Genomic DNA, 21139 nt, shown 5'->3' on the forward strand with positions numbered 1-21139 from the left:
GCACCAGCTGTGTACCCGTGCGCGCGTGGCCCGCCCTGTGGAGGAACGGACGAGTAGCGTCGCGCGCATGGCCAACATCGTCACGCAGATCGCAGACAAGGTACGCCCGATCGGCGTCTCCACGAACTACGGAGACCCCGTCGAGGTCGGCGACCAGACCCTCATCCCGGTGTCCCTCGGCTGGTTCGGCTTCGGGGGCGGCGGGGACGACGAGAACGGCGGCGGCGGTGGCGGCGGCGCGTCGATCCCGGTCGGCGCGTACATCCGTCGCCCCGGCAAGGACCTCGAGTTCGAGCCGAACCTCATCTCGCTCGTCGCGGTGAGCATCCCGCTCGTCTGGGTGACCGGCACCGTGCTCCGCAAACTGGTGCGCGTCCTGAAGAAGTAGCGACACACCGGACGGGAGGCCCGTGGCGGACCCGCCACGGGCCTCCCGTCCGGTGTGTGGTCGCGACCCGTCTTGTGGTCGCGACCACGTCTAGACTGCTGGGACACACACGGGAGTCCGGGACCGCCGGGCTGAGAGGGAGCGAGTGGCGCTCCGACCGTCGAACCTGATCCGGATCATGCCGGCGCAGGGAGGAGTCCAGCACCATGTCTTCTGGCACGTCATCAACCGTCCACACCGCCCCGCGGCGGTCGCTGCGCTGGCGGGTCGTCGACATCGTCGTCGCGAGCGTGCTCGCGGTGGCGCTCGGCGTCGTCTTCCGGCTGTGGGAGTTCGGCTACGAACCCATCAGCGCCGTCATGGACCTCGTCCTCCCGGGCACGAAGGCCCTGTTCGGCGGAGTCTGGTTGCTCGCCGGCCCGCTCGTCGCGATCGTCGTCCGCAAGCCCGGCGCCGCGCTCTACGGCGAGATGGTCGCCGCGTCCGTCGAGGCACTGTTCGGCACGCAGTGGGGGTGGCTGACGCTCGAGGCCGGACTCGTCCAGGGTCTCGGCGCCGAGATCGTCCTCGCTCTGTTCCTGTACCGCGTGTACCGGCTGCCGGTCGTCGTCCTGGCGGGCGCCGCAGCCGGTCTCGCGCTCGGCATCAACGACACCGTGCTGTGGTACCCGGGTCTCGACGCCGCGTTCAAGGTCGTCTACGTCGTGTGCGCGATCGTGTCCGGTGCCGTCATCGCGGGCGCCGGCTCGTGGCTGGTCGTCCGCGCGCTCGCACGCACCGGCGTGCTGTCCTCGTTCGCGGCCGGCCGGGAGCACAGCCGGCGTCGTCCGCGCGAACTGGTGTGACGGTGTCCGCTCCGTCGTCGACGTCCCCGGACGTCGTCGGCGTGCGCGCCGCGCGCATCGCGTTCCGTGACTGGGGGTGGCGCTACCCCGAGCGTGCCGAGTGGGCCGTCCGTGGCGTCGACCTGACCGTCGAGCCGGGGGAGCGGGTCGCGGTCGTCGGGCCGTCCGGCTCCGGCAAGTCGACGCTGCTCCGGGCAGTGGCCGCCGTGCTGCCCGACGAGCCCGACCCCACCGACGACACCGCTGCTTCCGTGCAGGGCTCGGTCCTGGTCGACGGCGCCGACCCCCGCGCGGTCCGCGGGCGTGTCGGCCTCGTCATGCAGGACCCCGAGGCGCACACCGTGATGTCGCGGATCGGCGACGACGTGGCCTTCGGGTGCGAGAACCTCGGCGTCCCGCGCGCCGAGACCTGGACACGGGTGCGGTCGGCGCTCGCGGTCGTCGGGCTCGACCTGCCCCTCGACCGTTCGACCGCGATGCTCTCCGGCGGCCAGCGGCAACGACTGGCGCTCGCCGGGGTGCTCGCGATGCGTCCGGGAGCCCTCGTGCTCGACGAACCCTGCGCGAACCTCGACCCGGCCGGCGTGGCCCAGGTGCACGACGCCGTCCGCGCACTGCTCGACGAGACGGGGGCGACCCTGCTCGTGGTGGAGCACCGGATCGGCACCTGGCTCGACCTGGTCGACCGCCTCGTGCTGCTCGAGCCCGGCGGCGGGGTCGTCGCGGACGGCGCGCCTGCCGAGGTGCTCGCCCGCCACGGCGCCGCGCTCACCGCGGCCGGGGTGTGGGTGCCCGGCGCCGAGCCGGAGCGTGGCGCGGCCCGCGGGCGGCCTGCTGTGGCTGCGGCTGCGGCTGCGCGAACGGGCGAAATGCCCGGGTCGGCCGCCGAGGGGACCGCGGCATTTCGCCCGCTCGGCGAAACGGCCGGAGAGGTGGCGGGCGACGAGTTCCGTGCGGCTGCGCGAACGGGCGAAATACCCGGGTCGGCTGCCGAGGGGACCGCGGCATTTCGCCCGCTCGGCGCGGGGGCGGGCTCGGGCGGCGGCGAGGGGGCGGGGGCGGGAGCGGGCGCGCTGCTCGAAGCGCGGGACCTCGGGACCGCCCGGGGCAAGCGACAGCGGGTGGGCAGCGGGATCGACCTCGAACTCCGAGCCGGACAGGTCCTGGCGATCACGGGGCCGAACGGGATCGGCAAGTCGACGCTCGGCCTCACGCTCGCGGGGCTCCTGCCTCCGGTCGCGGGGGAGCTCGCGGCCACGACGGACCTCGCCGCTGGCCTCCCGCCGGCGCCGCACACGTGGTCGAGCCGCGGACTCGCCGCCCGCATCGGCACCGTCTTCCAGGACCCCGAGCACCAGTTCGTCGCCGGCTCCGTCCGCGAGGAGGTCGAGGCGGGCCCACGCGCGATCGGTGCTCCGGACGCCGCGGGTCGGGCGGACGTGCTCCTCGGCGAGTTCGGCCTCGCCCACCTCGCCGAAGCCAACCCGTTCACGCTGTCCGGCGGCGAGCAGCGACGGCTCGCCATCGCCGCGGTCGTCGCCGCGCGGCCGCCGGTCGTCGTGCTCGACGAACCGACCTCCGGGCAGGACCGGTCCACGTGGGACGCCGTCGTCCGGCACCTCGGAGCACTCGCCGACGACGGCACCACCGTCGTCGCCGTCACGCACGACCGCGACCTGATCCGGGCGCTCGACGCCGACGAGGTCGTGCTCGCGGCGGACGGCGCCCGGCGCGTGGACCGCGACCAAGGGCGCGTGGAACGCGACCAGGGGGGTGCGACGGCGACCACCCCGGAGACGGTGCCGACGACGGCGGGCCGAGCCGCGCCTCCAGGCCGAACCGACCGAGCCGCCGTCCAACCGGTGGCCTCGCTCGTCGGCGTCCTCGCGCTCGGCGTGTGCCTCGTGCTGAGCCTGGACGTCATGTCCGCAGCCGTCGCCCTCGCGGTCGAGCTCGCGCTGCTGCCCCTCCTGCGGCTGCCGGTGCGGACCCTGCTGCTGCGGGTGTCACCGGTCCTGGTGGCCGTGCCGCTCACGGCGGTGAGCATCGCGCTGTACGGGCGACCCTCCGGACGGGAGTGGTTCGACTTCGGCTTCGCCCACGTCACCGACGGGTCGCTGACGCTCGCCCTGGCGACGGCGCTCCGCGTGCTCGCGGTGGGGCTGCCCGCGGTCGCGTTGTTCATCCGCGTCGACCCCACCGACCTGGCCGACGGGCTCGCGCAGGTGCTGCGGTTACCGGCGCGGTTCGTGCTCGGGGCCCTCGCGGCCATCCGGATGATGACGCTGCTGGTGGACGACTGGCGGCAGCTCGCGATGGCGCGGCGTGCGCGGGGTCTTGCCGACACCGGACGGCTGCGGCGCGGGGCGTCGATGGCGTTCGCGCTGCTGGTCCTGGCGCTGCGACGGGCGACGACGTTGGCGGTGGCGATGGAGTCGCGCGGGTTCGGGGCTCCCGGGCGACGCACGTGGGCCCGGGTCGCCCGGTTCGCGTGGCCGGAGTGGGCGATGGTCGCGGTGCTCGTCGGGATCGGTGTCGCGTCGATCGCGGTCGCCGTGGCAGCGGGGACCTGGCGTGCGTGAGTCGGCGGACCCGGCGGACCCGGCGGACCCGGCGGACCCGGCGGACCCGGCGGACCGGGCGGGCGGCGACGGTCTCGCCGCGGGTGTCGCCGCAGCCGCGGCCGGTGTTGCTGCGGCATCGGGCGGGCGCCTCGTGGTCCTCGTCGACGGCCGCTCCGGCACCGGCAAGACGACCCTCGGCAACCAGCTCGCGCAGGCGCTGGGGGCGCAGGTCGTGCACCTCGACGACGTCTACCCGGGGTGGGACGGACTCCGCGCGGCGGCCGACGCCGTGGTCCGCGACGTGCTCGGGCCTCCCAGCGGGTACCGCCGGTGGGACTGGGTGGCCGACGGCCCGGCGGAGTGGACCGCGGTCGACCCCGACCTGCCGATCGTGATCGAGGGCTGCGGGGCGGTGTCCCGGGCGTCGGCGCCGCTGGCTTCGTTGGCGGTGTGGCTCGAGGCCGACGACGCAGTCCGCTGGGACCGGGCGATCGGCCGCGACGGCGACACCTTCGCGCGCGAGTGGGACCGGTGGGCGGCGCAGGAGCAGGACTTCATCGCCTCCGAGGACCCGGCGTCCCTGGCCGACGTGGTGCTGCGGACGTAGCGGATCGGCCGGCGCGACCAGCTGGCCGCGCCGAGTCTCGGGCTGAGCGACAGTTCACGGACGCCCGAGCGCGAGAACTGTCGCTCACCGCGAGACTCGGCCCCGCGCACCGCCCCGCCCCGCGCCCCGCGCCCGCGCGACCGGATCCACCGCGAACACCGCCGCCACGATGGTCAGCACCGCGTACACCCCGAGGTACCCGCACAGGATCCACGGCGAGCCCCCACCGAGCTCCACGAACACCGCGGCGAGCAGCGGCGTCAGCCCGACGGAGAAGATCGACCCGATCTGGTACCCGAGCGACATCCCCGAGTACCGCCGACCGGTCGGGAACTGCTCCGCGAACCAGGCTGCCTGCGGCCCGTAGATGCTGTCGTGGAAGACGCACATCCCGATCAGCGCCACGAGCGGCAGCAGCACGAGCGGCCCGGCGTCGAGGAACGCGAAGAACGGCCAGATGAGCACGGCGACGCCGACGGCCGACCAGATCGTGAGCACGCGGCGTCCCACCCGGTCGGACAGCCACCCCCAGAACGGCGTCGACACGAGCGACACCGCCGAGATGACGAGCACCGCCTGCAGCCCGGCGTCCGAGCCCGCCGGCCCCCGTGCGGCTGCGAGGTAGGTCAGCGAGTACGTCGTCAGGATCGAGTACAGCGCGGGCTGCACCAGCCGCAGCCCTGCGGTCACCAGGATCGCGCGCGGGTGGTGTCGGATCGCCTGCCAGACCGGGAACCGCTCGACCCCGCCTGAGGCCCGCAGCTCCTGGAACACCGGAGCGTCCTGCACACCGAGCCGGATCACCAGGCCGACGGCCACGATCACCGCGGAGAACAGGAACGGCAGCCGCCAGCCCCAGGCCAGGAACACCTCGTTGCCGAGCAGGGACCGCACCAGGGTGAACACGCCGGTCGCGAGCAGCATCCCGCCCGCCGACCCCATCTGCGTGAACGCCCCGAACAGCCCGCGGTGCCGTTCGGGTGCGTGCTCGACGGACAGCAGCGCGGACCCGCCCCACTCGGCGCCGGCGGCGACGCCCTGCAGCAGCCGCAGGAACACCAGCGCAACGACGGCACCGACGCCGATGGTCGCCGCCGACGGCACGACCCCGATCAGGGTCGACGCGATGCCCATCAGCACCAGGGACGCGACGAGCAGCTTCTTCCGTCCGATGCGGTCACCCAGGTGCCCGGCGATCACCCCGCCGAGCGGCCGCGCGACGAAGCCGACCCCGTAGGTCGCGAACGACGCGATCACGCCGACCGCCGGCGTCACCGACGGGAAGAACGTGGGCGCGAACACCAGGGCGGACGCCGTCGCGTACAGGTAGAAGTCGTAGTACTCGACCGTCGTGCCGACGAACGAGGCGAGGGCGACCCGACGACGGGTCGCGGTGGTCGACGGTGCGGCGGGACGGCCGGGAGGCGCGGTGACGGTGCTCGGGGTCGGCATGCCTCAGGAGCATGGTCGCCTCCAGGGCCGGGGGGAACACCGCGCGTAACGGAAGGTCACGTCGCTGTCGTCGGGCGGTGCCCGCCGACCACGATGGGGTGCATGAGCGATGCACCGAACCGCCCGCTGCGCTTCGCGGCCTTCGTCATGAACACGACGTCGCACATCCAGCACGGCCTCTGGCGACACCCGGACGCCCGTCAGGCCGACTTCGACGACGTCACGCTCTGGACCGACCTGGCGAGGACCCTCGAGCGCGGCAAGTTCGACGCGATGTTCTTCGCCGACGTCGTCGGGACCTACGGGCCGGGACGCGGCGACTACTCGACCAACCTGCGCGAGGGGCTGCAGATCCCCTCGAACGACCCCTCGGTGCTGCTCTCCGCGCTCGCCGTGTCGACCGAGCACCTGGGCCTGGCGTTCACGTCGAGCGTCATCCAGTCGCACCCGTTCGACTTCGCCCGCAAGGTCTCCACCCTCGACCACATCACCCGGGGCCGGATCGGCTGGAACGTCGTCACGAGCGCCCTCGACAGCGCCGCCCGGAACTTCGGCGCCGACCGGCTCGAGGAGCACGACGAGCGCTACGTCTGGGCCGAGGAGTACCTCGAGGTCTGCGCGAAGCTCTGGGAGGGCTCGTGGGAGGACGGCGCCGTCCTGAAGGACCCGGTGCGTGGCTACGCCGACCCCGACAAGGTGCACCGCATCGACCACCACGGGAAGCGCTACGACGTGCAGGGGCCGCACCTGAGCGCACCGAGCCCGCAGCGGACGCCCGTGCTGTTCCAGGCCGGCTCCTCGCCCACCGGTCGGGCCTTCGCCGCGCGGAACGCCGAGGCCCAGTTCATCCTGACCTCGAACCGCGACGCCACCGAGCAGCTCATCCGCGAGACCCGCGACCTCGCCCAGGCCGCGGGGCGTCGGCGGGAGGACATCGCGTTCTTCCTCGGGCTGACCTTCGTCACCGGGTCCACCGAGGCCGAGGCGAAGGCGAAGGAAGCGGAGATCGACGAGTACCTGGCCGCCGACGGCTTCCTGGTGCACTCGAACCTCGGCTTCGACCCGGACACCGGCGAGGCCCTCGACCCGGACACCCCGCTGTCCGAGGTCCGCACCCACGCCGGGCAGTCGCACCTGCAGTGGCTCCGCGAGGCCGCCGGTGACCGCGAACCCACGATCGCCGACCTCGCCCGCCTGTCCGCCAAGCTCCGTGCGCGGGTCGTCGGCACGCCCGACCAGATCGCCGACGAACTCGCGGACTGGCAGCGCGTCGGCGTCGACGGGGTGAACGTCATCAACTGGACGCTGCCCGGCTCGTACGAGGAGTTCGTCGACCACATCGCGCCCACCCTGCAGGAGCGTGGGCTGATGCAGTCCGAGTACCGCGAAGGCACCCTGCGCGAGAAGCTCTTCGGGCACCCGCAGCTGCCGGACTCGCACCCCGCCCGGCAGTGGCGCGGCGCGTTCACGGGCGGCGCGAGCGCAACCGTGACGGCGCCTGCGGAGGCGGCACGTGCCGTGGAGGTGACCGCATGACGAACGCGACGACGACCGACGGACGGGTGACGGGCCTCCCGGCCGATCGTCTGGCGACCCTGCGCGAACGCTTCGCACCCGTGTTCGCGACCATCCGCGAGGGCGCGGTCGAGCGTGAGCTCGCCTCCGGCACCCCCGGCGACCGGCCGTTGCCGCACGCCGAGGTCCGCGCACTCGCCGACGCCGGGTTCGGCCGGCTGCGCGTGCCCGAGGACCGCGGCGGCTTCGGCGTGACCCTGGTCGAACTCGTGCAGCTGGTGGCGGACCTGGCGGCCGCGGACTCGAACATCGCGCACCTGTGGCGTGGGCACTTCGGGTACACCGAACTCGTGCTGCTCCGGCCCTCGTCGGCCGGACGGGACGAATGGCTCCAGCGCATCGTCGACGGGGCGATCGTGGGGAACGCGACCTCGGAGCGGACCGGCACGACCCTGGCCGACATCTCGACGACGGTGACGCCTGTTGGCGATTCCCTCCGTCTCGACGGGCGGAAGTTCTACTCGACCGGCACGCTCTACGCCGACTGGATCTACCTGGCCGCGGACCGCTCGGGCGACCGCGTGACGTTCGCCGTGCCGGTCGACGCACCGGGCGTGACGAGCGTCGACGACTGGGACGGGTTCGGCCAGCGGCTGACCGCCTCCGGTACCACCGTGTTCGAGGGGGTGCCGGTCGACCCCGCCGTGGTCTCGGCGTACAAGGACGCGCCGTTGTCGCACATCCAGGCCTTCTTCCAGCTGTACCTGTTGGCCGTCCTGGCCGGCATCGGACAGGCGGTGTCCGACGATGCGGTCGCCTTCGTGCGGCCGCGGACCCGGACGTACATCCACGCGAACGCGGCGACGCCGGGGGAGGACCCGCAGGTGCTGGCGGTCCTCGGTCGGTTGTCCGCCGGGGCGTTCACTGCCCGGTCGCTCGTCGTCGCTGCCGCGGGGCTGCTCGACCAGGTCGTCGCGACGAACGAGCCCGGGGTCGGGGTGGACCGCGCGCTGCTCGACGCGGCCGAGAACGCGGTCTACCAGGCGCAGGTCGAGATCGGGCCGCGGGTACTCCGGTCGTGCTCCGAGCTTTTCGAGGTCGGTGGGGCGTCCGCTGCCGACCGGACGCGCGCGCTGGACCGGCACTGGCGGAACGCCCGCGTCGTGGCGTCCCACAACCCGGCCGTCTACAAGGAGCGGCTCGTGGGGGAGTACGCGCTGCACGGGCGCGGACCCGTCGGCGCGTGGGAGAAGTACCACGAGGTGGGGCCGACGCGGTTCTGAGGGGGGCGGCGGCTGTCCGGCGGGCGGGGGCGGCGGCGGCGAGACTCGGCGTGGGCGACACTTCTCGCGTCCCGAGCGCCGAGAAGTGTCGCAGAGCCCGAGTCTCGGCCCCCGCGCGACGAGTCTCGGGGCGTCCGCTACGCCCAGCCGAGCTCGTGCAGGCGCTCGTCGTCGATGCCGTAGAAGTGCCCGATCTCGTGCACGAGGGTGGTGTGCACCTCGTCCTTGAGCTCCTCGACGGTGTCGCACTCGGCCAGGTGCTGCTTGCGGAACACCACGATGCGGTCGGGCAGCTCACCGAAGCCGTACTGCCCGCGCTCGGTCGCCGCGATGCCGTCGTACACGCCGAAGAGCTCTTCGCCGTTCTCCGGCTCGTCCTCGACCACGAACACCACGTTGTCGAGCCCGTCGACCATCTCGTCGGGGAGCAGGTCGAGTTCGTCGGTCACGAGCTGCTCGAAGTCGTCGGCGGACATCTCCATCACGCAGGGATCGTCCCACACCGCCCTGACCACTCGCGGCGAAGCCGCACGGCGCCGGAGGCGCCCAGACAAACACAGAGGGAGAGCCCCGGTTGCGTCACACGCAACTGGGGCTCTCCCTCGACTGGGGTGAATAACGGGTCTCGAACCCGCGACCTCCTAGACCACAACCAGGCGCTCTACCAACTGAGCTATATCCACCATGCACACACCGGCGGACCGGCGCGACCACTCAATAGTAGTACATGCTGCGGGCGGTGCCGACCACCCGTGTCGTCACTCGGCTGCGGGCTGCGCCAGGCGCGGTTCCCACTTCTCGACGACCTCGGCCTGGACGGCACGCACCTCGTCGGTGGTCGGCCCCGGCTCGGCGACGAAGCCCGCGCGGCGGTAGTACTCGAGCTCGCGGATCGACTCGAGGATGTCCGCGAGGGCACGGTGCCCACCGTGCTTCTCCGGAGAGTTGAAGTACACGCGCGGGAACCAGCGGCGGCAGAGCTCCTTGATGCTCGACACGTCGACGCTGCGGTAGTGCAGGTGGCCGTCGACGCGGGGCATGTACTTGGACAGGAACGCACGGTCGGTGCCGATGGTGTTGCCGGCCAGGGGAGCGGTGCCCTCGGCCGGGACGTGCTCGAGGATGTACTCGAGCACCTGGTACTCGGCGTCCGCCAGGCTGACGCCGTTCGGGATCTCCTCGATGAGCCCCGACGTGACGTGCATGTTCGTCACGAACTCGTTCATGTTGTCGAGCGCGGACTGGTCCGGCTTGATCACGATGTCGAATCCGGGGTGCACGGGCTCGAGGTCGAAGTCGGTGATGACCACGGCCACCTCGACGAGTTCGTCGACCTCGAGGTCGAGGCCGGTCATCTCGCAGTCGATCCAGACGAGGCGGTCATTCGCGGTTGCCATGTGCACGATCCTATTCCCGGCCCGCGCGCGCCCCGTGCGCAGGTGGTGCGCGGCCGGTGCGGGGGCGCGTCCGCGGCTGCGTCCGCGGCTGGTGCGCGGTCGCGTCCCCGAACCCGCGAGCGGGCGAAATGCCCGGGCCGCGTCGCGAGGCACCCTGGTGTTTCGCCCGCTCGCGGGCGCGGCCGTGCCGGAGGCGCGTGGGGCGGTGGTGGTGACGGCCTGGAGGCCCGATGGCGGTCCGTCGGGCGGGTGTCGGGCCTCCCGGCTGGTCGCGTCCAGCGCGCGCACCGTGAGCGGGCGAAATGCCGGGGTTGCGCGGCGGGGTGGCGGGGTATTTCGCCCGCTCGGCGAGACGCTCGGGAGGGGGCTGCGCTCCGGCCACTCCGCGCTTCCGCGAGCGGGCGGAATGCCACGGCCACGGCGGGAGGCACCCGGGCATTTCGCCCGCTCGCGGAGGCGGAGGCGGAGGGGACCGTGGTGGTGACTGCCTGGAGGCCCGGTGGCGGTCCGTCGGACTGGCGCCGCGCCTCCAGGCTGGTCGCGCCCAGTGCGCAGAGCGCGAGCGGGCGAAATACCCGGGCCACGTTGCAGGGGACTCAGGCATTCCGCCCGCTCGCGGCCAGCTGGGCGGACGACGGAGGGCGGACGTGCGTGCGCCCAGTGCGCAGAGCGCGAGCGGGCGAAATACCCGGGCCGCGTCTGGAGGCACCCGGGTGTTTCGCCCGCTCGCGCAGGAGGGGGGCGGGGCGGGAAGGTGTGCGGCTAGGACATCTCGCCGGCGCCGATCGCCTCGGCCTCGACTCGCTCCGGCTCGGCACCGTCGTCCACGCGGCGCAGGACCTTCGTGGTGCAGAGGATCACGACGAACGCGACGGCGACGGACGCTCCGGCGAAGACGTACGCGGCCGAGGGGGCGTACGCGTCGGCGAGCAGGGTCGCGACGGGCGGGGCGATGGCGCCGCCGATGAAGCGGACGGCCGAGTAGGCGCTCGAGGCGACCGAGCGGGGCAGGTCCGTGGCCTCCATGACGCACTCCGTGAGCACCGTGTTCAGCACACCGAGCACGAGTCCACCGATGATGACGCAGATGATGAGGCCGACCTGCGAGTCCACGACGACGGCCGCGGCGAAGAGGTCGAGTGCCAGCAGGGGCAGCGCGATCTTCAGGACCGTCGTCCTGCGGAGACGGGCGGTGAGCATCGGGGCGACCCAGACGGAGGTGATCGCGAGACCGAGGCCCCAGCCGAAGAACGTGAAGCCGATGCCGAGCGCACCGAAGCCGAGCGGGAACGGCGTGTAGGCGAGCAGGACGAAGAAGCCGATGTTGTAGAAGAGCGCGGTCGCGGCGAGTGCGGCGAGCGCGGGACGGCCGAGTGCGCGGAACGGCGCCGAGAGCTTCGTGGGCGTCGGCTTCTCGAGGCTGCCGGTCTTGAGGAGCGCGACGATGGCGATGAACGCGACGGCCATCAGGGTGGTGACACCGAAGAACGGGCCGCGCCAGCTCACCGACCCGAGCAGGCCGCCGACGAGCGGGCCGACGGCGATGCCGAGGCCGAGCGCTGCCTCGTACAGGATGATCGCCGAGGCGGTCCCGCCCGACGCTGCACCGACGATGGTCGCCAGGGCGGTGGAGATGAAGAGCGCGTTGCCGAGGCCCCAGCCGGCGCGGAAGTCGATGATGCTCCACACACTGTTCGACGTCGCAGCGAGGACCGAGAACACGACGATGAGCGCCAGACCGATGAGCAGGGTGCGCTTCGCGCCGATGCGGCTCGAGACCCAGCTCGTGAAGAACATCGCCACGCCGGTGACGGCCAGGTAGCTCGTGAAGAGCAGCTCGGTCTGCGCCGGGGTCGCCTTGAGCGATCCAGCGATCGCGGGGAGGATCGGGTCGACGAGGCCGATGCCCATGAAGGCGACGACGCAGGCGAAGGCGATCGCCCAGACCGCTGAGGACTGCTTGAGGATGGAGCCGGACTGGCCGGCAGGTGCGTGGGCGTTCACGCGGTGGTCTCCGTTCTGGTGGTGGTGCGCTGGGCGATCAGGACGGACGCGTGGTGCAGCACGTCCCAGTCGTCGTCGGTGAGGTCGGCGAACAACGGGCCGACCGTGTCGGTGAGCGTGGCGCGCCAGGCGGTGAGCCGGGCGCGGCCCGCGTCGGTGATCTCGATGAGCTGGCCGCGGGAGTCGTCGGGGTCGACGCTCCGCGTGACCAGACCGTCGGCGAGCATGCCCGTGACGAGCCGGGTCATCGTGGGCTGCGCCACGCGCGAGGCCGCCGCGAGTTCACCGAGCCGGAGCGGCTCGTCGGACTCGAGGATGCCGAGCGTGCGCCAGACCGCGGCCGACGTGGTGTTGCCCGTCGACTGCGCGGCGCTGCGGATCAGGCGGTTGACGGAGACGAGGAGCGTCTCGATCGTCTGCGCACGCGTTGTTTCCATAGCTGAACTATATAGCAATGCTATGCATTGCGCAACAGACCGGAACAGGCCGCAACAGGCACCGCCTGGTAGAAGGGACGCATGAGCGACATCACCATCCACGAAGGCGACGAGTACACCGCGATCTTCCACGGCGGACCCTTCGACGGCACGACCGACACCCGCACCGCGACGAGCGACGCGCTGGACGACGAGGTCACGGTGTTCGCCGACGTCGAGGGCCTGCAGACGGCCTTCACCTACCGCGCCACCAAGTCCCGTCAGGTCCTCGACCAGACCTCGGTCGAGTTCACGTACGAGCCGGGGGAGTCCGACCCGGTGGACGACCTCGCCGACCGCGGCGACCGCAGCGGCGAGTTCGACCGGGAGTAGAACCCCGCGCCGACGCGTTGCACGGTCACATGCAGCTCGACCTCTGGACGTCCGCCTTCTGTGCGCCGTGCGCCGCCGCCCGCCGGGTGTCGGCCGAGGCGTCGGCGCTCGTCCCCGGGCTCGCCGTGACCGAACGCGACGTGGCGTCGTACCCCGACGACGCAGAGGACCTCGGCATCCGTTCCACGCCCACGATCATCGTGCGGCGGGAGGACGGGGTCGAGGTCTTCCGTTCACCCGGGGTCCCCACCCGCGACCAGCTCCTGCTGGCGATCGCCAAGGCCCTCTGACCCGGCTGCGCCCGCAGCGCTGCCGGCGGCCGCCACGCGCTCGCCGACCGCGCCGCCCGCCGCCCGCTGCGACGTCGGCGCCGCCACCACGACCGGCTCCGGCGGGTCGACCAGCGCCCTGGCCTTCCGCGCCAGCCGCTTCGTCGTCCGGATCGGCGCCCCGATCACGAGCGCGAGCCAGCCCAGCGCCGAGCGGTCCGATCCGCCCAGGGCGTTCTTCCGCTCCCAGGCCCGGCGCAGCACCCCGCCTCGGCTACGACGTGCGGGTTCCCGGTCGACGAGCGTCCCAGCGTCGCGCTGCGCCATGAGCTCGGTGAGCCGGCGCTGCCAGTCGTCGTCCGACGCCGGGTGGAAGTAGTTGTCCTGCGTCCAGCTCGGTCGGACCGTGCCGAACCGGCCGTCCACCAGGTCGACCGAGTCGCCCTCGAGGCCGCTCGACACGAACACCTCGTTGATGAGGTGGCGGCCGATGCCGAAGTCTGTCAACGTCAGCGCGGGCACACCACGTGCGGCCGCTTCGAGCACCGCGGTCGAGCTGATCGTCACGAGGGCCACCGCACGGTCGAGGTGTTCGGCCATCGGCCCGCTCTCGACCACCAGGTTCGCCGGTGCGTCGGCCGGCACGAGGTCGGGGTAGGGGTGTTCCTCGCGGTGCGTCTGGTGTTCGCCGGCGGCCGCGCGGGTCTTGACCACGATGCGCCACTCCGGGTGCTGCCGTGCGGTCGCGACGAGCCACTGCACGACGAGGGCCCGGTCGACGCGCTCCAGCGGGACGCTCGGCTGGGCGGCGAAGACGACGGCGTCGCGGACGTGTGCGCCGGGCGCACCGGGCGCGCCCGTACTGGCGATCGCAGTCGCGCCCGTACTGGCGATCGCAGTCGCGCCCGTGCTGGCGCTGGCGCTGGCGCTCGCGCTCCGGGCGAAGGGCAGCGTGGCGAGCGCGAAGTGCGGCTCGACACCGCCCTCGATGGCCATCTCCTCGTACGCCTGCACCTCGCGGTGGCTGTGCAGCACGAACAGGTCGGCCCGCGCACGGAAGAAGATGCCCTTCCACTTCGCCGGGAACGAGATGCCCGGCAGGCCGGACACCAGCACCGGCCGGTCCGGGATCCGGCGGTGCACCTCGTCGATGACGAGTTCGGCGACCGGGCCGATCAGGGACACGAGGACGGCGTCGGGCGGATCGACGCGGAGCTCCTCGACGACGGCGTCGACGTCCTTCGGCGTCGGCGGATCCGTCCGCAGGTGCGCGAGTCGTGCGTCGAGCCCGCGGAACGCCGAGCGCAGCTGCTTCGCGCTGGCCGAACGCGGCGTCGCGACGGTCCGCAGGTCGAGGTCCCAGCCGGCCGGTGCCGCGGCGAGCAGGTGGGCGCCCCACTTGGCGAACGAGTCGGTGTCGACCAGGGCGACCACACGTCGGCCGCGGGGTGACGGGCCGGACGGGAGGCGCGCCTCCCGTCCGACGGTCGACGCACCCCCGTCAGCCGGCACGTCCAGGGCGCCGGTCTCGTCGACCGGGCCGCTCACGTGCCCTCTGCTCACGTGGTCTCCGCTCACGCGCCGACGCGGCGCAGCTTCGCGAGCGGCGCCCGCTCGCCGGCGGTCGGATGGGTGCTGCATACGCTCACGCGCCGACGCGGCGCAGCTTCGCGAGCGGCGCCCGCTCGCCGGCGGTCGGATGGGTGCTGCATACGCTCACGCGCCGACGCGGCGCAGCTTCGCGAGCGGCGCCCGCTCGCCGGGGGGNNCAGCTTCGCGAGCGGCGCCCGCTCGCCGGCGGTCGGATGGGTGCTGCATACGCTCACGCGCCGACGCGGCGCAGCTTCGCGAGCGGCGCCCGCTCGCCGGGGAAGATCCGCTTCACCCCGTCACCGAGCGCGGTCTCGATGATCCGGATGTCCCGCGCCAGGGTCTTCAGGCCGTGCGGCTCGAGCGAGGCCGCGTGGTCCGAGCCCCACATCGTGCGGTCGAGCGTGATGTGCCGTTCGACCGCGGTGGCGCCGAGGGCGACGGCGGCGATCGAGATCTGCAGGCCCGGCTCGTGGCCGGAGTACCCGACGGGCACGGCCGAGTAGCGGTGCGCGAGGGTGTCGATCATGCGCAGGTTCGCCTCCTCGGCGGGGAGCGGGTACGTCGACGTGGCGTGCATGAGCACGAGGCGGTCGGTTCCGAGGACGTCGACGGCGGCGTCGATCTGCTCGAGCGTCGACATGCCCGTCGACAGGATGACGGGCTTGCCGGTGGCGGCGACGGCCGCGAGCATCCCGAGGTCGGTCACCGACGCCGAGGCGATCTTGTACGCGACGACGTTGAGGTCCTCGAGGAAGTCCACCGACGGCTCGTCCCAGGGCGAGGCGAACCAGTCCAGGCCGCGCAGCGTCGCGTGGTCGCCGATCTCGATGTACTGGTCGCGGTCGAACTCGACGCGGTAACGGTACTCCAGGTAGGTCATCTCGCCCCACGGGGTGCTGCGGGGCGTGTTCTTCATGTGCTCGGGCGTGGAGATCGCCGGGGTGCGCTTCTGGAACTTGACGGCCTGCAGTCCGGCGTCGGCGGCGACGTCGATGAGCTGCTTGGCGATGTCGACGTCACCGTTGTGGTTGAGGCCGATCTCGCCGATGAGGTACGCGGGGTGGCCCGCGCCGATCGTGGACGTGCCGATGGTGACGGTCATGGTGCTCCGTTCAGTGCGGGGGCTGCCCGCGTCGGGGATGGGTCGTGGTCCGGGGCGTGGATCGGAACGGCGGCTGCGCGGGCGTCGGCCGTGGCGTGCTCTTCGGTTGCGGCCGTGGCTTCGGCCGTGGCGTCGGCCGCGATCAGGTCGGTCTCGTCGTCGATGTCGATCGCGCCGGCGGGGTCGACGGCGATGAGTTCGACGCGGCCGTGGAAGCGGTGCCGGTGCTGCCGGAAGCCGTCGGTCCGCATGACGTACGAGGCGCCGGTCTCGCGGTACTCGGCCGCGCGGTCCTGGCGACGCGGACGGGTGGCCGCGTCGTGGTTCACGGCGACGGCGGAACCGTCGTCGGCGATGCGCCACAGGAACGCGTGCGACGGCGCTGCGGCGAACACGACGTCGGCGTGCCCCTCTGAGACGCGCCGGATCGCCGTGTCGAGGTCGTCCGGGTCGATGAACGGCGAGGTCGCCTGCAGGAACACCAGGACCTCGGGCAGCGCATCGCCGGCGGCCTCGAGTTCGTCGAGCACGTGGAGCAGCGCGGACTCCGACGATGCCTGGTCGCCCGCGAGATCGGCCGGCCGTCGGACCACGTCGGCGCCGGCGGCGCGGGCCTCGGCGGCGATGGCGTCACCGTCGGTCGTGACGACCACGGCGTCGATCAGTGCTGCGCTGCGTGCCGACTCCACGGCCCGACGGACGAGCGACCGACCTCCGACCGTCCGGAGGTTCTTGCCCGGGATGCCCTTCGAGCCGGCGCGTGCGGGGACGACGGCGAGGACGGTGGCAGAGGAGTGCATCCCCCGCACGGTACGAAGCGCGGGTGTCCCGGAGGCGAACTGCGGGCAGACGACGGCCGAACCGTTCCGGAACCGCTCGAGCGGCGGGTCCCGGTTAGAATCGACGTCGCTCGCCTCCGTAGCTCAGTGGATAGAGCAGGTGGTTTCTACCCACCGTGCCGCGGGTTCGATTCCTGCCGGGGGCACGACGCGAACGGGCCGCCATCCGATCGGATGGCGGCCCGTTGCTCGTTCGTGGGGGTGCTGGGTGCTGGGTGTCCGTGCCCGTTACTCGTCGTCGTCCGCGGCGCGGCGACGGAGTTCGGAGGCGCTGATCGGCTGCGTGTACGGCGCCTCGGACGTCTCGCTCGCGTCGGTGGGCTCTGCCGGGGCCTGGGTGATGCGGGTCGGGATCGACGTCGTGTTCGTCGTGCCCGGCGTCTCGACCTTCGGAGCCGGAGCGGACGCCGGGGTCGTCGGTGCACCCGGGGTGGTCGGTGTCCCCGGGTTCGTCGGGACGTCGTTGGCGGGCGTCCGGTTGACGTGGGCGTCGGCCGAGGTCGGCGCAGGTGTCGCGACGGTGGACGGTGCGGGACGGTCGGTGCCGCGGGCCGGGGTCACCCGGTCGGAGGTCACCCGGTCGGAGGTCACCCGGTCGGTGTCGCCGAAGGCCTTGGTGACGGCGTCGTCGTCCACCACCTCGGTGTCGTCGGTGCCGCGGCTCGGGGTCGAACGTGCGGGTGACGTGGGGGTTCCGAGTGCCGGGCGCACGGGCGGTGCGGCGTCGTCGCCGTAGACGCGGGTGGTGTTCTCGCCGTACGAGCGGGTGGCGTTGGCGTCCGACCCACCGCGGTTCACCGAGAACCCGGGTCCTGCGGCGGGAGCGGCGGCAGCTGCGGCAGCGGGAGTGCCACCGGCGGGCGCCGACCCGGCGTTGGCCGGGGCCGACGGCGCGGAGGCGGGCGTGGTTCCCGGACGCTGTGCCGGACGCAGGGAAGTCGTCGTCGGCGTCGGGCGCTCGACGGGAGCCGCCGGGGCGGGAGCAGCCTGGGTCGGGGTCTGCGGTCGGGCGGCGCCGTTCTGGTCGGCGTTCCAGTCCTGCTGGCGCTTGATCAGATCGGCGTCCGGGTCAGGGGACTCGAACTTCCAGCGCTCGAGGTCGGCCTTGAAGAGCTTGCGTGCGCGGCCCGGACGGGCCTGCCACTCGAGCAGGCGGTCGCGGAACTCGGCGAGCGACTGGTCAGCCTGGAAGCTGAAGGTCGACGAGTTCTTCTTGATGTCGGCGATCTCGTGCTGCGCCCAGCTGGCGGCAAGGGGCGCACCCTGCACGGGGAGCAACCGGAGCCGGATGTCGGCGTCCTCCGCCAGGTGGTCCGCGTAGCCGCGTTCGTCGTGCCCGAGCGAGCCCCAGGCAGCGGCCTTGCGCGCCGCGGAGATGATCGCCGCGACGGCGGCGTTCTTCGACTCGCGCTCCTGCAGGGCGACGACCCGCTTGGTCGCACCCCGTCCGATGAGTGCCGCGATGACGCCGGCGACGACGATGGCGACGAAGGGGATCGCGGCACCCGAGATCACCCGCCACCCGTCGTCGGACGAAGTCCAGTCGGTCAGGTCGTTCCACCAGTCCATGCGCGCACCATACTCACGAAACGGTCAGGCCCCGGGGAGGACGAACGGCGTTCCGCGCATCCGACCCGAGATGATTCCAATCTGGAACATCATGACCAACGGAGGCAGTCCACGGCGTCGTCGGCGGACCACACGTTCGGCAGCTCGACGAACCGACGCTCGGTGGCGACGTAGCGACGGGCGCGGTAGGCGGTGTCACCGGCGACGTCGATGCGGTCGACGTAGCCGACGATCTCGCCGTTGGCGCGGGTCACGCGGCTCAGGTCGTCGCGGACGTCGAGGATTCGGTAGTCGCCGCGCGACCGGGAGAGCGGGACGGTGCGGATCCGCAGTGCGGGTTCGGTCGTGGTCTGCATCGTGGCCTCCTGGTCGGTGTGGTCTCGACGCTACGGGCCACCACCGACACGCCGGGGCTCTGCCGACGCATCGTGGACGGCGGGACGAGCGGTGCGTGCTGTGGAGGGGGTGTCCCCTGTCCAACCCCGCACGGATGTCGGGGAGGTAGGTTGTGGCCATGACCACATTCGTGCTCGCAGGTGGGTGTTTCTGGTGTCTCGATGCCGTGTACCGCACGCTCCAGGGCGTGCAGGACGTGGAGTCCGGCTACATCGGCGGTCGGGTGGAGAACCCATCGTACGAGTTGGTGTGCACGGGCTCGACCGGTCACGCCGAGGCCGTCGCGGTCACCTTCGACGAGACGGTGATCCCGGCCGAGGTCATCCTCGACGTCTTCTTCACGCTGCACGACCCGCGGCAGCTGAACCGGCAGGGCGCTGACGTCGGCACGCAGTACCGCTCGGCGATGTTCCCGGCGGACGACGCGCAGCGCGCGCTCTTCGAGCAGGCGATCCAGCGCGCATCCGACATCTGGGACGGCGGGATCGTCACCACGATCGAGCCGCTCACGACGTTCTACGCGGCGGAGGAGTACCACCAGGACTTCTTCGCGAAGAACCCCGGTCAGGGCTACTGCCTCGCAGTGGCGCTGCCGAAGGTGAACAAGGTCCGCAAGGCCTACAGTCAGTACATCCTGGCGTCCTGATCCTCGGGCGTCGGGGCCACGAGGAGGTGGTCGAACGATGACGAACAACACCGGGACCTGGGTCGCGATCGGTCCGGCGGGTGCGGTGGGCAGCATCCACCGTGCCGCGGACGGCTTCCAGGTCGAGCTCTACGGACGAGGGCGCGCCGGCGGGCTCTACCCGTCGCTCGAGTCGGCGAAGGGCGCGGTCCACGCTGCGCTCGGCCCGCTCGCGGCGCGGCCCGAGTTCCGAGCGCACTAGCGGTCCAGGGCCGGACAGGAGGCCCGGGGGACTCGTCCTCCACAGGTCGCCTGATCGGGTCCACTCGCCACAGATCGAGCCCGGGGCTGCTTCCGCAGCCCCGGGCTCGATGACGATCGACGCATGAACGACATCATCACCGTCTGCGGAATCGTCGCCACGGAACCCCGTCACCTCGTCACCGAGACCGGCATCGCCATCACGAGCCTCCGGCTCGCCTCACCGTCACGTCGATGGGACCGGGCCAGCGCGGCCTGGGTCAACGGTGCGACCAACTGGTACACCGTCACCGCGTTCCGCTCCCTCGCGTCGAACGTGTTCAAGTCCCTGAAGAAGGGCGACCGCATCGTCGTGTCCGGCCGCGTCCGGATCCGCACCTGGGAGCGCGACGGCCGGGGCGGCACGTCGGTCGAGATCGACGCCGACGGCATCGGGCACGACCTGGCGTGGGGCATCAGCAACTGGGTCCGGGTGCCGCGGCAGGTGAACGACACGACGTCGGGGCACGGCGGGGTGCGGGGCGTCGATCCCCGGACCGGCGAGGTGCACGGCGGCGGGCTGGCCGCTGCTCCTGCGCTCGACGGTCAGGCGCACGAGCACGAGTCCGACCACGGGCGCGTGCCCGACCACGAAGACGAGGACGGGGACGAGGACGAGGCCGGGAGCGACCACCGGCTCGACGATGCGGACCCGGTCGGGCCGTCAGAGCGCATGCTCGAACAGGACGGCGCCGCGTTCGACCCCGACGCGCCGGACCACGACGCGCCCCTCGACCGGGTCGCGGCGTGAACCGGGCTGCGGCGTGAACCGGGCCGCCGCGTGAACCGGGCCAGACGCGCCGGACGGTCACCACTTCTGCGCGATCATCGCGATGCCGGACACCTGCTCGGTGTCCCAGTTCCCACCGCGCGGCAGCCCGGCGACCCGGCCGTCGATCTTGAAGGTCGCGCCCTGGATCCGCGGCTTGTTCGTCTGCGTCGCCTTCAGCCCGCGGAACGAGAAGCTCGTGTTCCACGTGCCGTTCAAGCCGGTCTGGCCCTTCCGGTCGCCGACGGTGATGCGCGTGTTCTGCACGGTCGAGTGCACGACGTCGCCGTTCAGTCGGGCGTTCGCCTCGGCGTTGAAGAACAGCCGGCCGTCGAGGTTGAGCTTGAGGGTGCCGATCGTCCTGTGGTTCACGATCATCGTCGCGACGTCGTTCTTGTACCAGCGCATCCCGATCGGCGTGAGCTTGTTCGTCGCCGGACCGAGGTAGCCGTAGGTGAACTTGCCGTTCTGCACGCGCTCCCAGATGTAGCGCGGCTTTCCCTTGCTCTCGGGGGACCCCTTGTCCGACTGGATGCCGAACGAGTAGGCGTTGTTGTGGGCGTCGTGGACGTTGATGTACGACGAGTAGCCCGTGCCGGACCCGTTGGCGCTGATGCTCGCCGTGTAGAGCAGGTACGGGTTCCCCTTCGGGACGGCACCGGCGGCCGATGCCGGCGCGGCCGGTGCGACGAGGGCGACGGTGAGCGCGATCGCTCCGACGAAGGGGAGCGCGAGTCGGCGCAGTCGTGTGGCGTGCCTGGTCATGGTTGTCATCCCGTCCGTGATCCTGGATCGGTCCGCGTCGTGGTGAGC

Annotated in this window: 22 protein-coding genes, 2 tRNA genes and 1 riboswitch; of the genes, 12 read left to right on the forward strand and 12 right to left on the reverse strand. The window is 72.3% G+C overall.

Translation table 11 applies throughout. The annotated features are described in order from the left end of the window. The first annotated feature begins 67 nt into the window (after positions 1-67). The 4 genes from EDF47_RS08335 (at position 68) to EDF47_RS08350 (ending at position 4404) form a co-directional block, all read left to right on the forward strand. On the forward strand, positions 68-388 hold the full coding sequence (locus EDF47_RS08335; RefSeq protein WP_111086838.1) for a hypothetical protein: 321 nt from the start codon (positions 68-70) through the stop codon (positions 386-388). Positions 389-487: 99 nt separating this feature from the next. Further along, positions 488-599: riboswitch (TPP riboswitch) on the forward strand. Beyond that, a complete protein-coding gene (locus EDF47_RS08340) occupies positions 595-1233 on the forward strand; it encodes an ECF transporter S component (RefSeq protein ID WP_123294023.1) in 639 nt (212 codons plus the stop codon). It overlaps the preceding riboswitch by 5 nt. Before the next feature lie 2 nt (positions 1234-1235). Next, entirely contained in the window at positions 1236-3815 is a 2580-nt protein-coding gene (locus tag EDF47_RS08345) for an ATP-binding cassette domain-containing protein (protein ID WP_208320940.1), read from the forward strand. Beyond that, positions 3808-4404: an ATP-binding protein gene (locus EDF47_RS08350; RefSeq protein WP_133936829.1), complete on the forward strand. Its 597-nt coding sequence runs from the start codon at positions 3808-3810 to the stop codon at positions 4402-4404. Before EDF47_RS08345 ends, EDF47_RS08350 begins: the two co-directional genes overlap by 8 nt. A gap of 84 nt (positions 4405-4488) precedes the next feature. Here EDF47_RS08350 and EDF47_RS08355 read toward each other — a convergent pair whose 3' ends face one another. Beyond that, positions 4489-5856 carry an MFS transporter gene (locus EDF47_RS08355; protein ID WP_133936827.1) on the reverse strand — a complete coding sequence of 456 codons (1368 nt, stop codon included), beginning with the start codon at positions 5854-5856 and terminating at the stop codon, positions 4489-4491. 102 nt (positions 5857-5958) lie between these two features. Between EDF47_RS08355 and EDF47_RS08360 the strand changes: the two genes are divergently transcribed. Then, entirely contained in the window at positions 5959-7392 is a 1434-nt protein-coding gene (locus EDF47_RS08360; RefSeq protein ID WP_133936825.1) for an LLM class flavin-dependent oxidoreductase, read from the forward strand. Next, positions 7389-8654, forward strand: coding sequence for an acyl-CoA dehydrogenase family protein (locus EDF47_RS08365; RefSeq protein ID WP_133936823.1), 1266 nt, complete (start codon positions 7389-7391; stop codon positions 8652-8654). The genes EDF47_RS08360 and EDF47_RS08365 overlap by 4 nt, the downstream gene beginning before the upstream one ends. A 137-nt stretch (positions 8655-8791) precedes the next feature. On the opposite strand, the gene EDF47_RS08370 is transcribed toward EDF47_RS08365, so the two are convergent. The 5 genes from EDF47_RS08370 to EDF47_RS08390 all read right to left on the reverse strand — a co-directional run bounded on the left by EDF47_RS08370 (position 8792) and on the right by EDF47_RS08390 (position 12492). Next, positions 8792-9136, reverse strand: a complete 345-nt coding sequence (locus EDF47_RS08370; RefSeq protein ID WP_123341128.1) for a metallopeptidase family protein — start codon at positions 9134-9136, stop codon at positions 8792-8794. 125 nt (positions 9137-9261) lie between these two features. After that, positions 9262-9337, reverse strand: a tRNA-His gene (locus EDF47_RS08375). A gap of 75 nt (positions 9338-9412) precedes the next feature. Then, on the reverse strand, positions 9413-10051 hold the full coding sequence (gene orn, locus EDF47_RS08380; RefSeq protein ID WP_123294017.1) for an oligoribonuclease: 639 nt from the start codon (positions 10049-10051) through the stop codon (positions 9413-9415). Positions 10052-10813: 762 nt separating this feature from the next. Further along, entirely contained in the window at positions 10814-12055 is a 1242-nt protein-coding gene (locus EDF47_RS08385; protein WP_131878453.1) for an MFS transporter, read from the reverse strand. Further along, entirely contained in the window at positions 12052-12492 is a 441-nt protein-coding gene (locus tag EDF47_RS08390; protein ID WP_123294015.1) for a MarR family transcriptional regulator, read from the reverse strand. The genes EDF47_RS08385 and EDF47_RS08390 overlap by 4 nt, the downstream gene beginning before the upstream one ends. Before the next feature lie 81 nt (positions 12493-12573). Between EDF47_RS08390 and EDF47_RS08395 the strand changes: the two genes are divergently transcribed. Continuing rightward, complete coding sequence (locus EDF47_RS08395) at positions 12574-12864, forward strand: oligoribonuclease (RefSeq protein WP_111086801.1); 291 nt, start codon at positions 12574-12576, stop codon at positions 12862-12864. Between the two features lie 29 nt (positions 12865-12893). Then, on the forward strand, positions 12894-13154 hold the full coding sequence (locus EDF47_RS08400) for a thioredoxin family protein (RefSeq protein ID WP_133936821.1): 261 nt from the start codon (positions 12894-12896) through the stop codon (positions 13152-13154). Here the strand turns inward: EDF47_RS08400 and EDF47_RS08405 are convergent. The 3 genes from EDF47_RS08405 to EDF47_RS08415 all read right to left on the reverse strand — a co-directional run bounded on the left by EDF47_RS08405 (position 13098) and on the right by EDF47_RS08415 (position 16628). Next, positions 13098-14681 (reverse strand): DUF6716 putative glycosyltransferase, encoded by a 1584-nt coding sequence (locus EDF47_RS08405; RefSeq protein ID WP_133936819.1) that lies wholly within the window; start codon positions 14679-14681, stop codon positions 13098-13100. The two genes, EDF47_RS08400 and EDF47_RS08405, sit on opposite strands and share 57 nt — an antisense overlap. Positions 14682-14955: 274 nt before the next feature. Further along, the gene (locus tag EDF47_RS08410) at positions 14956-15828 is read right to left on the reverse strand and encodes an N-acetylneuraminate synthase family protein (RefSeq protein WP_133936817.1); all 873 of its coding nucleotides are present in this window, start codon (positions 15826-15828) and stop codon (positions 14956-14958) included. Then, the gene (locus tag EDF47_RS08415) at positions 15825-16628 is read right to left on the reverse strand and encodes an acylneuraminate cytidylyltransferase family protein (protein WP_133936815.1); all 804 of its coding nucleotides are present in this window, start codon (positions 16626-16628) and stop codon (positions 15825-15827) included. Before EDF47_RS08415 ends, EDF47_RS08410 begins: the two co-directional genes overlap by 4 nt. A 112-nt stretch (positions 16629-16740) precedes the next feature. Here EDF47_RS08415 and EDF47_RS08420 point away from each other — a divergent pair. Next, positions 16741-16813, forward strand: a tRNA-Arg gene (locus EDF47_RS08420). Between the two features lie 82 nt (positions 16814-16895). On the opposite strand, the gene EDF47_RS08425 is transcribed toward EDF47_RS08420, so the two are convergent. Both EDF47_RS08425 and EDF47_RS19780 read right to left on the reverse strand, forming a co-directional pair. Beyond that, a complete protein-coding gene (locus EDF47_RS08425) occupies positions 16896-18236 on the reverse strand; it encodes a hypothetical protein (protein ID WP_133936813.1) in 1341 nt (446 codons plus the stop codon). Positions 18237-18325: 89 nt separating this feature from the next. Next, a complete protein-coding gene (locus EDF47_RS19780) occupies positions 18326-18592 on the reverse strand; it encodes a hypothetical protein (RefSeq protein WP_111086795.1) in 267 nt (88 codons plus the stop codon). A 158-nt stretch (positions 18593-18750) separates the two neighbouring features. Between EDF47_RS19780 and msrA the strand changes: the two genes are divergently transcribed. The 3 genes from msrA to EDF47_RS08445 all read left to right on the forward strand — a co-directional run bounded on the left by msrA (position 18751) and on the right by EDF47_RS08445 (position 20308). Continuing rightward, positions 18751-19278: a peptide-methionine (S)-S-oxide reductase MsrA gene (msrA, locus tag EDF47_RS08435; RefSeq protein WP_123294007.1), complete on the forward strand. Its 528-nt coding sequence runs from the start codon at positions 18751-18753 to the stop codon at positions 19276-19278. Positions 19279-19315: 37 nt separating this feature from the next. Continuing rightward, positions 19316-19519 carry a methyltransferase gene (locus EDF47_RS08440; protein ID WP_123294006.1) on the forward strand — a complete coding sequence of 68 codons (204 nt, stop codon included), beginning with the start codon at positions 19316-19318 and terminating at the stop codon, positions 19517-19519. Between the two features lie 123 nt (positions 19520-19642). Then, positions 19643-20308 (forward strand): single-stranded DNA-binding protein, encoded by a 666-nt coding sequence (locus EDF47_RS08445; RefSeq protein ID WP_133936809.1) that lies wholly within the window; start codon positions 19643-19645, stop codon positions 20306-20308. Positions 20309-20365: 57 nt separating this feature from the next. Here the strand turns inward: EDF47_RS08445 and EDF47_RS08450 are convergent, their stop codons facing one another. After that, entirely contained in the window at positions 20366-21091 is a 726-nt protein-coding gene (locus EDF47_RS08450) for a hypothetical protein (RefSeq protein WP_133936807.1), read from the reverse strand. Between the last annotated feature and the right edge of the window lie 48 nt (positions 21092-21139).

This window comes from Curtobacterium sp. PhB190, from assembly GCF_004365385.1.
Lineage (GTDB): Bacteria > Actinomycetota > Actinomycetes > Actinomycetales > Microbacteriaceae > Curtobacterium.

Excerpts from the sequence above, each read along its gene's own strand:
- EDF47_RS08395 (WP_111086801.1), top strand. The coding sequence starts at position 12,574 with ATGAGCGACATCACCATCCACGAAGGCGACGAGTACACCGCGATCTTC.
- EDF47_RS08450 (WP_133936807.1), bottom strand. The coding sequence starts at position 21,091 with ATGACCAGGCACGCCACACGACTGCGCCGACTCGCGCTCCCCTTCGTC.
- EDF47_RS08400 (WP_133936821.1), top strand. The coding sequence starts at position 12,894 with ATGCAGCTCGACCTCTGGACGTCCGCCTTCTGTGCGCCGTGCGCCGCC.
- EDF47_RS08335 (WP_111086838.1), top strand. The coding sequence starts at position 68 with ATGGCCAACATCGTCACGCAGATCGCAGACAAGGTACGCCCGATCGGC.
- msrA (WP_123294007.1), top strand. The coding sequence starts at position 18,751 with ATGACCACATTCGTGCTCGCAGGTGGGTGTTTCTGGTGTCTCGATGCC.
- EDF47_RS08415 (WP_133936815.1), bottom strand. The coding sequence starts at position 16,628 with ATGCACTCCTCTGCCACCGTCCTCGCCGTCGTCCCCGCACGCGCCGGC.
- EDF47_RS08340 (WP_123294023.1), top strand. The coding sequence starts at position 595 with ATGTCTTCTGGCACGTCATCAACCGTCCACACCGCCCCGCGGCGGTCG.
- EDF47_RS08360 (WP_133936825.1), top strand. The coding sequence starts at position 5,959 with ATGAGCGATGCACCGAACCGCCCGCTGCGCTTCGCGGCCTTCGTCATG.
- EDF47_RS08390 (WP_123294015.1), bottom strand. The coding sequence starts at position 12,492 with ATGGAAACAACGCGTGCGCAGACGATCGAGACGCTCCTCGTCTCCGTC.
- EDF47_RS19780 (WP_111086795.1), bottom strand. The coding sequence starts at position 18,592 with ATGCAGACCACGACCGAACCCGCACTGCGGATCCGCACCGTCCCGCTC.
- EDF47_RS08370 (WP_123341128.1), bottom strand. The coding sequence starts at position 9,136 with ATGGAGATGTCCGCCGACGACTTCGAGCAGCTCGTGACCGACGAACTC.
- EDF47_RS08445 (WP_133936809.1), top strand. The coding sequence starts at position 19,643 with ATGAACGACATCATCACCGTCTGCGGAATCGTCGCCACGGAACCCCGT.
- orn (WP_123294017.1), bottom strand. The coding sequence starts at position 10,051 with ATGGCAACCGCGAATGACCGCCTCGTCTGGATCGACTGCGAGATGACC.
- EDF47_RS08410 (WP_133936817.1), bottom strand. The coding sequence starts at position 15,828 with ATGACCGTCACCATCGGCACGTCCACGATCGGCGCGGGCCACCCCGCG.
- EDF47_RS08365 (WP_133936823.1), top strand. The coding sequence starts at position 7,389 with ATGACGAACGCGACGACGACCGACGGACGGGTGACGGGCCTCCCGGCC.
- EDF47_RS08425 (WP_133936813.1), bottom strand. The coding sequence starts at position 18,236 with ATGGACTGGTGGAACGACCTGACCGACTGGACTTCGTCCGACGACGGG.
- EDF47_RS08355 (WP_133936827.1), bottom strand. The coding sequence starts at position 5,856 with ATGCCGACCCCGAGCACCGTCACCGCGCCTCCCGGCCGTCCCGCCGCA.
- EDF47_RS08440 (WP_123294006.1), top strand. The coding sequence starts at position 19,316 with ATGACGAACAACACCGGGACCTGGGTCGCGATCGGTCCGGCGGGTGCG.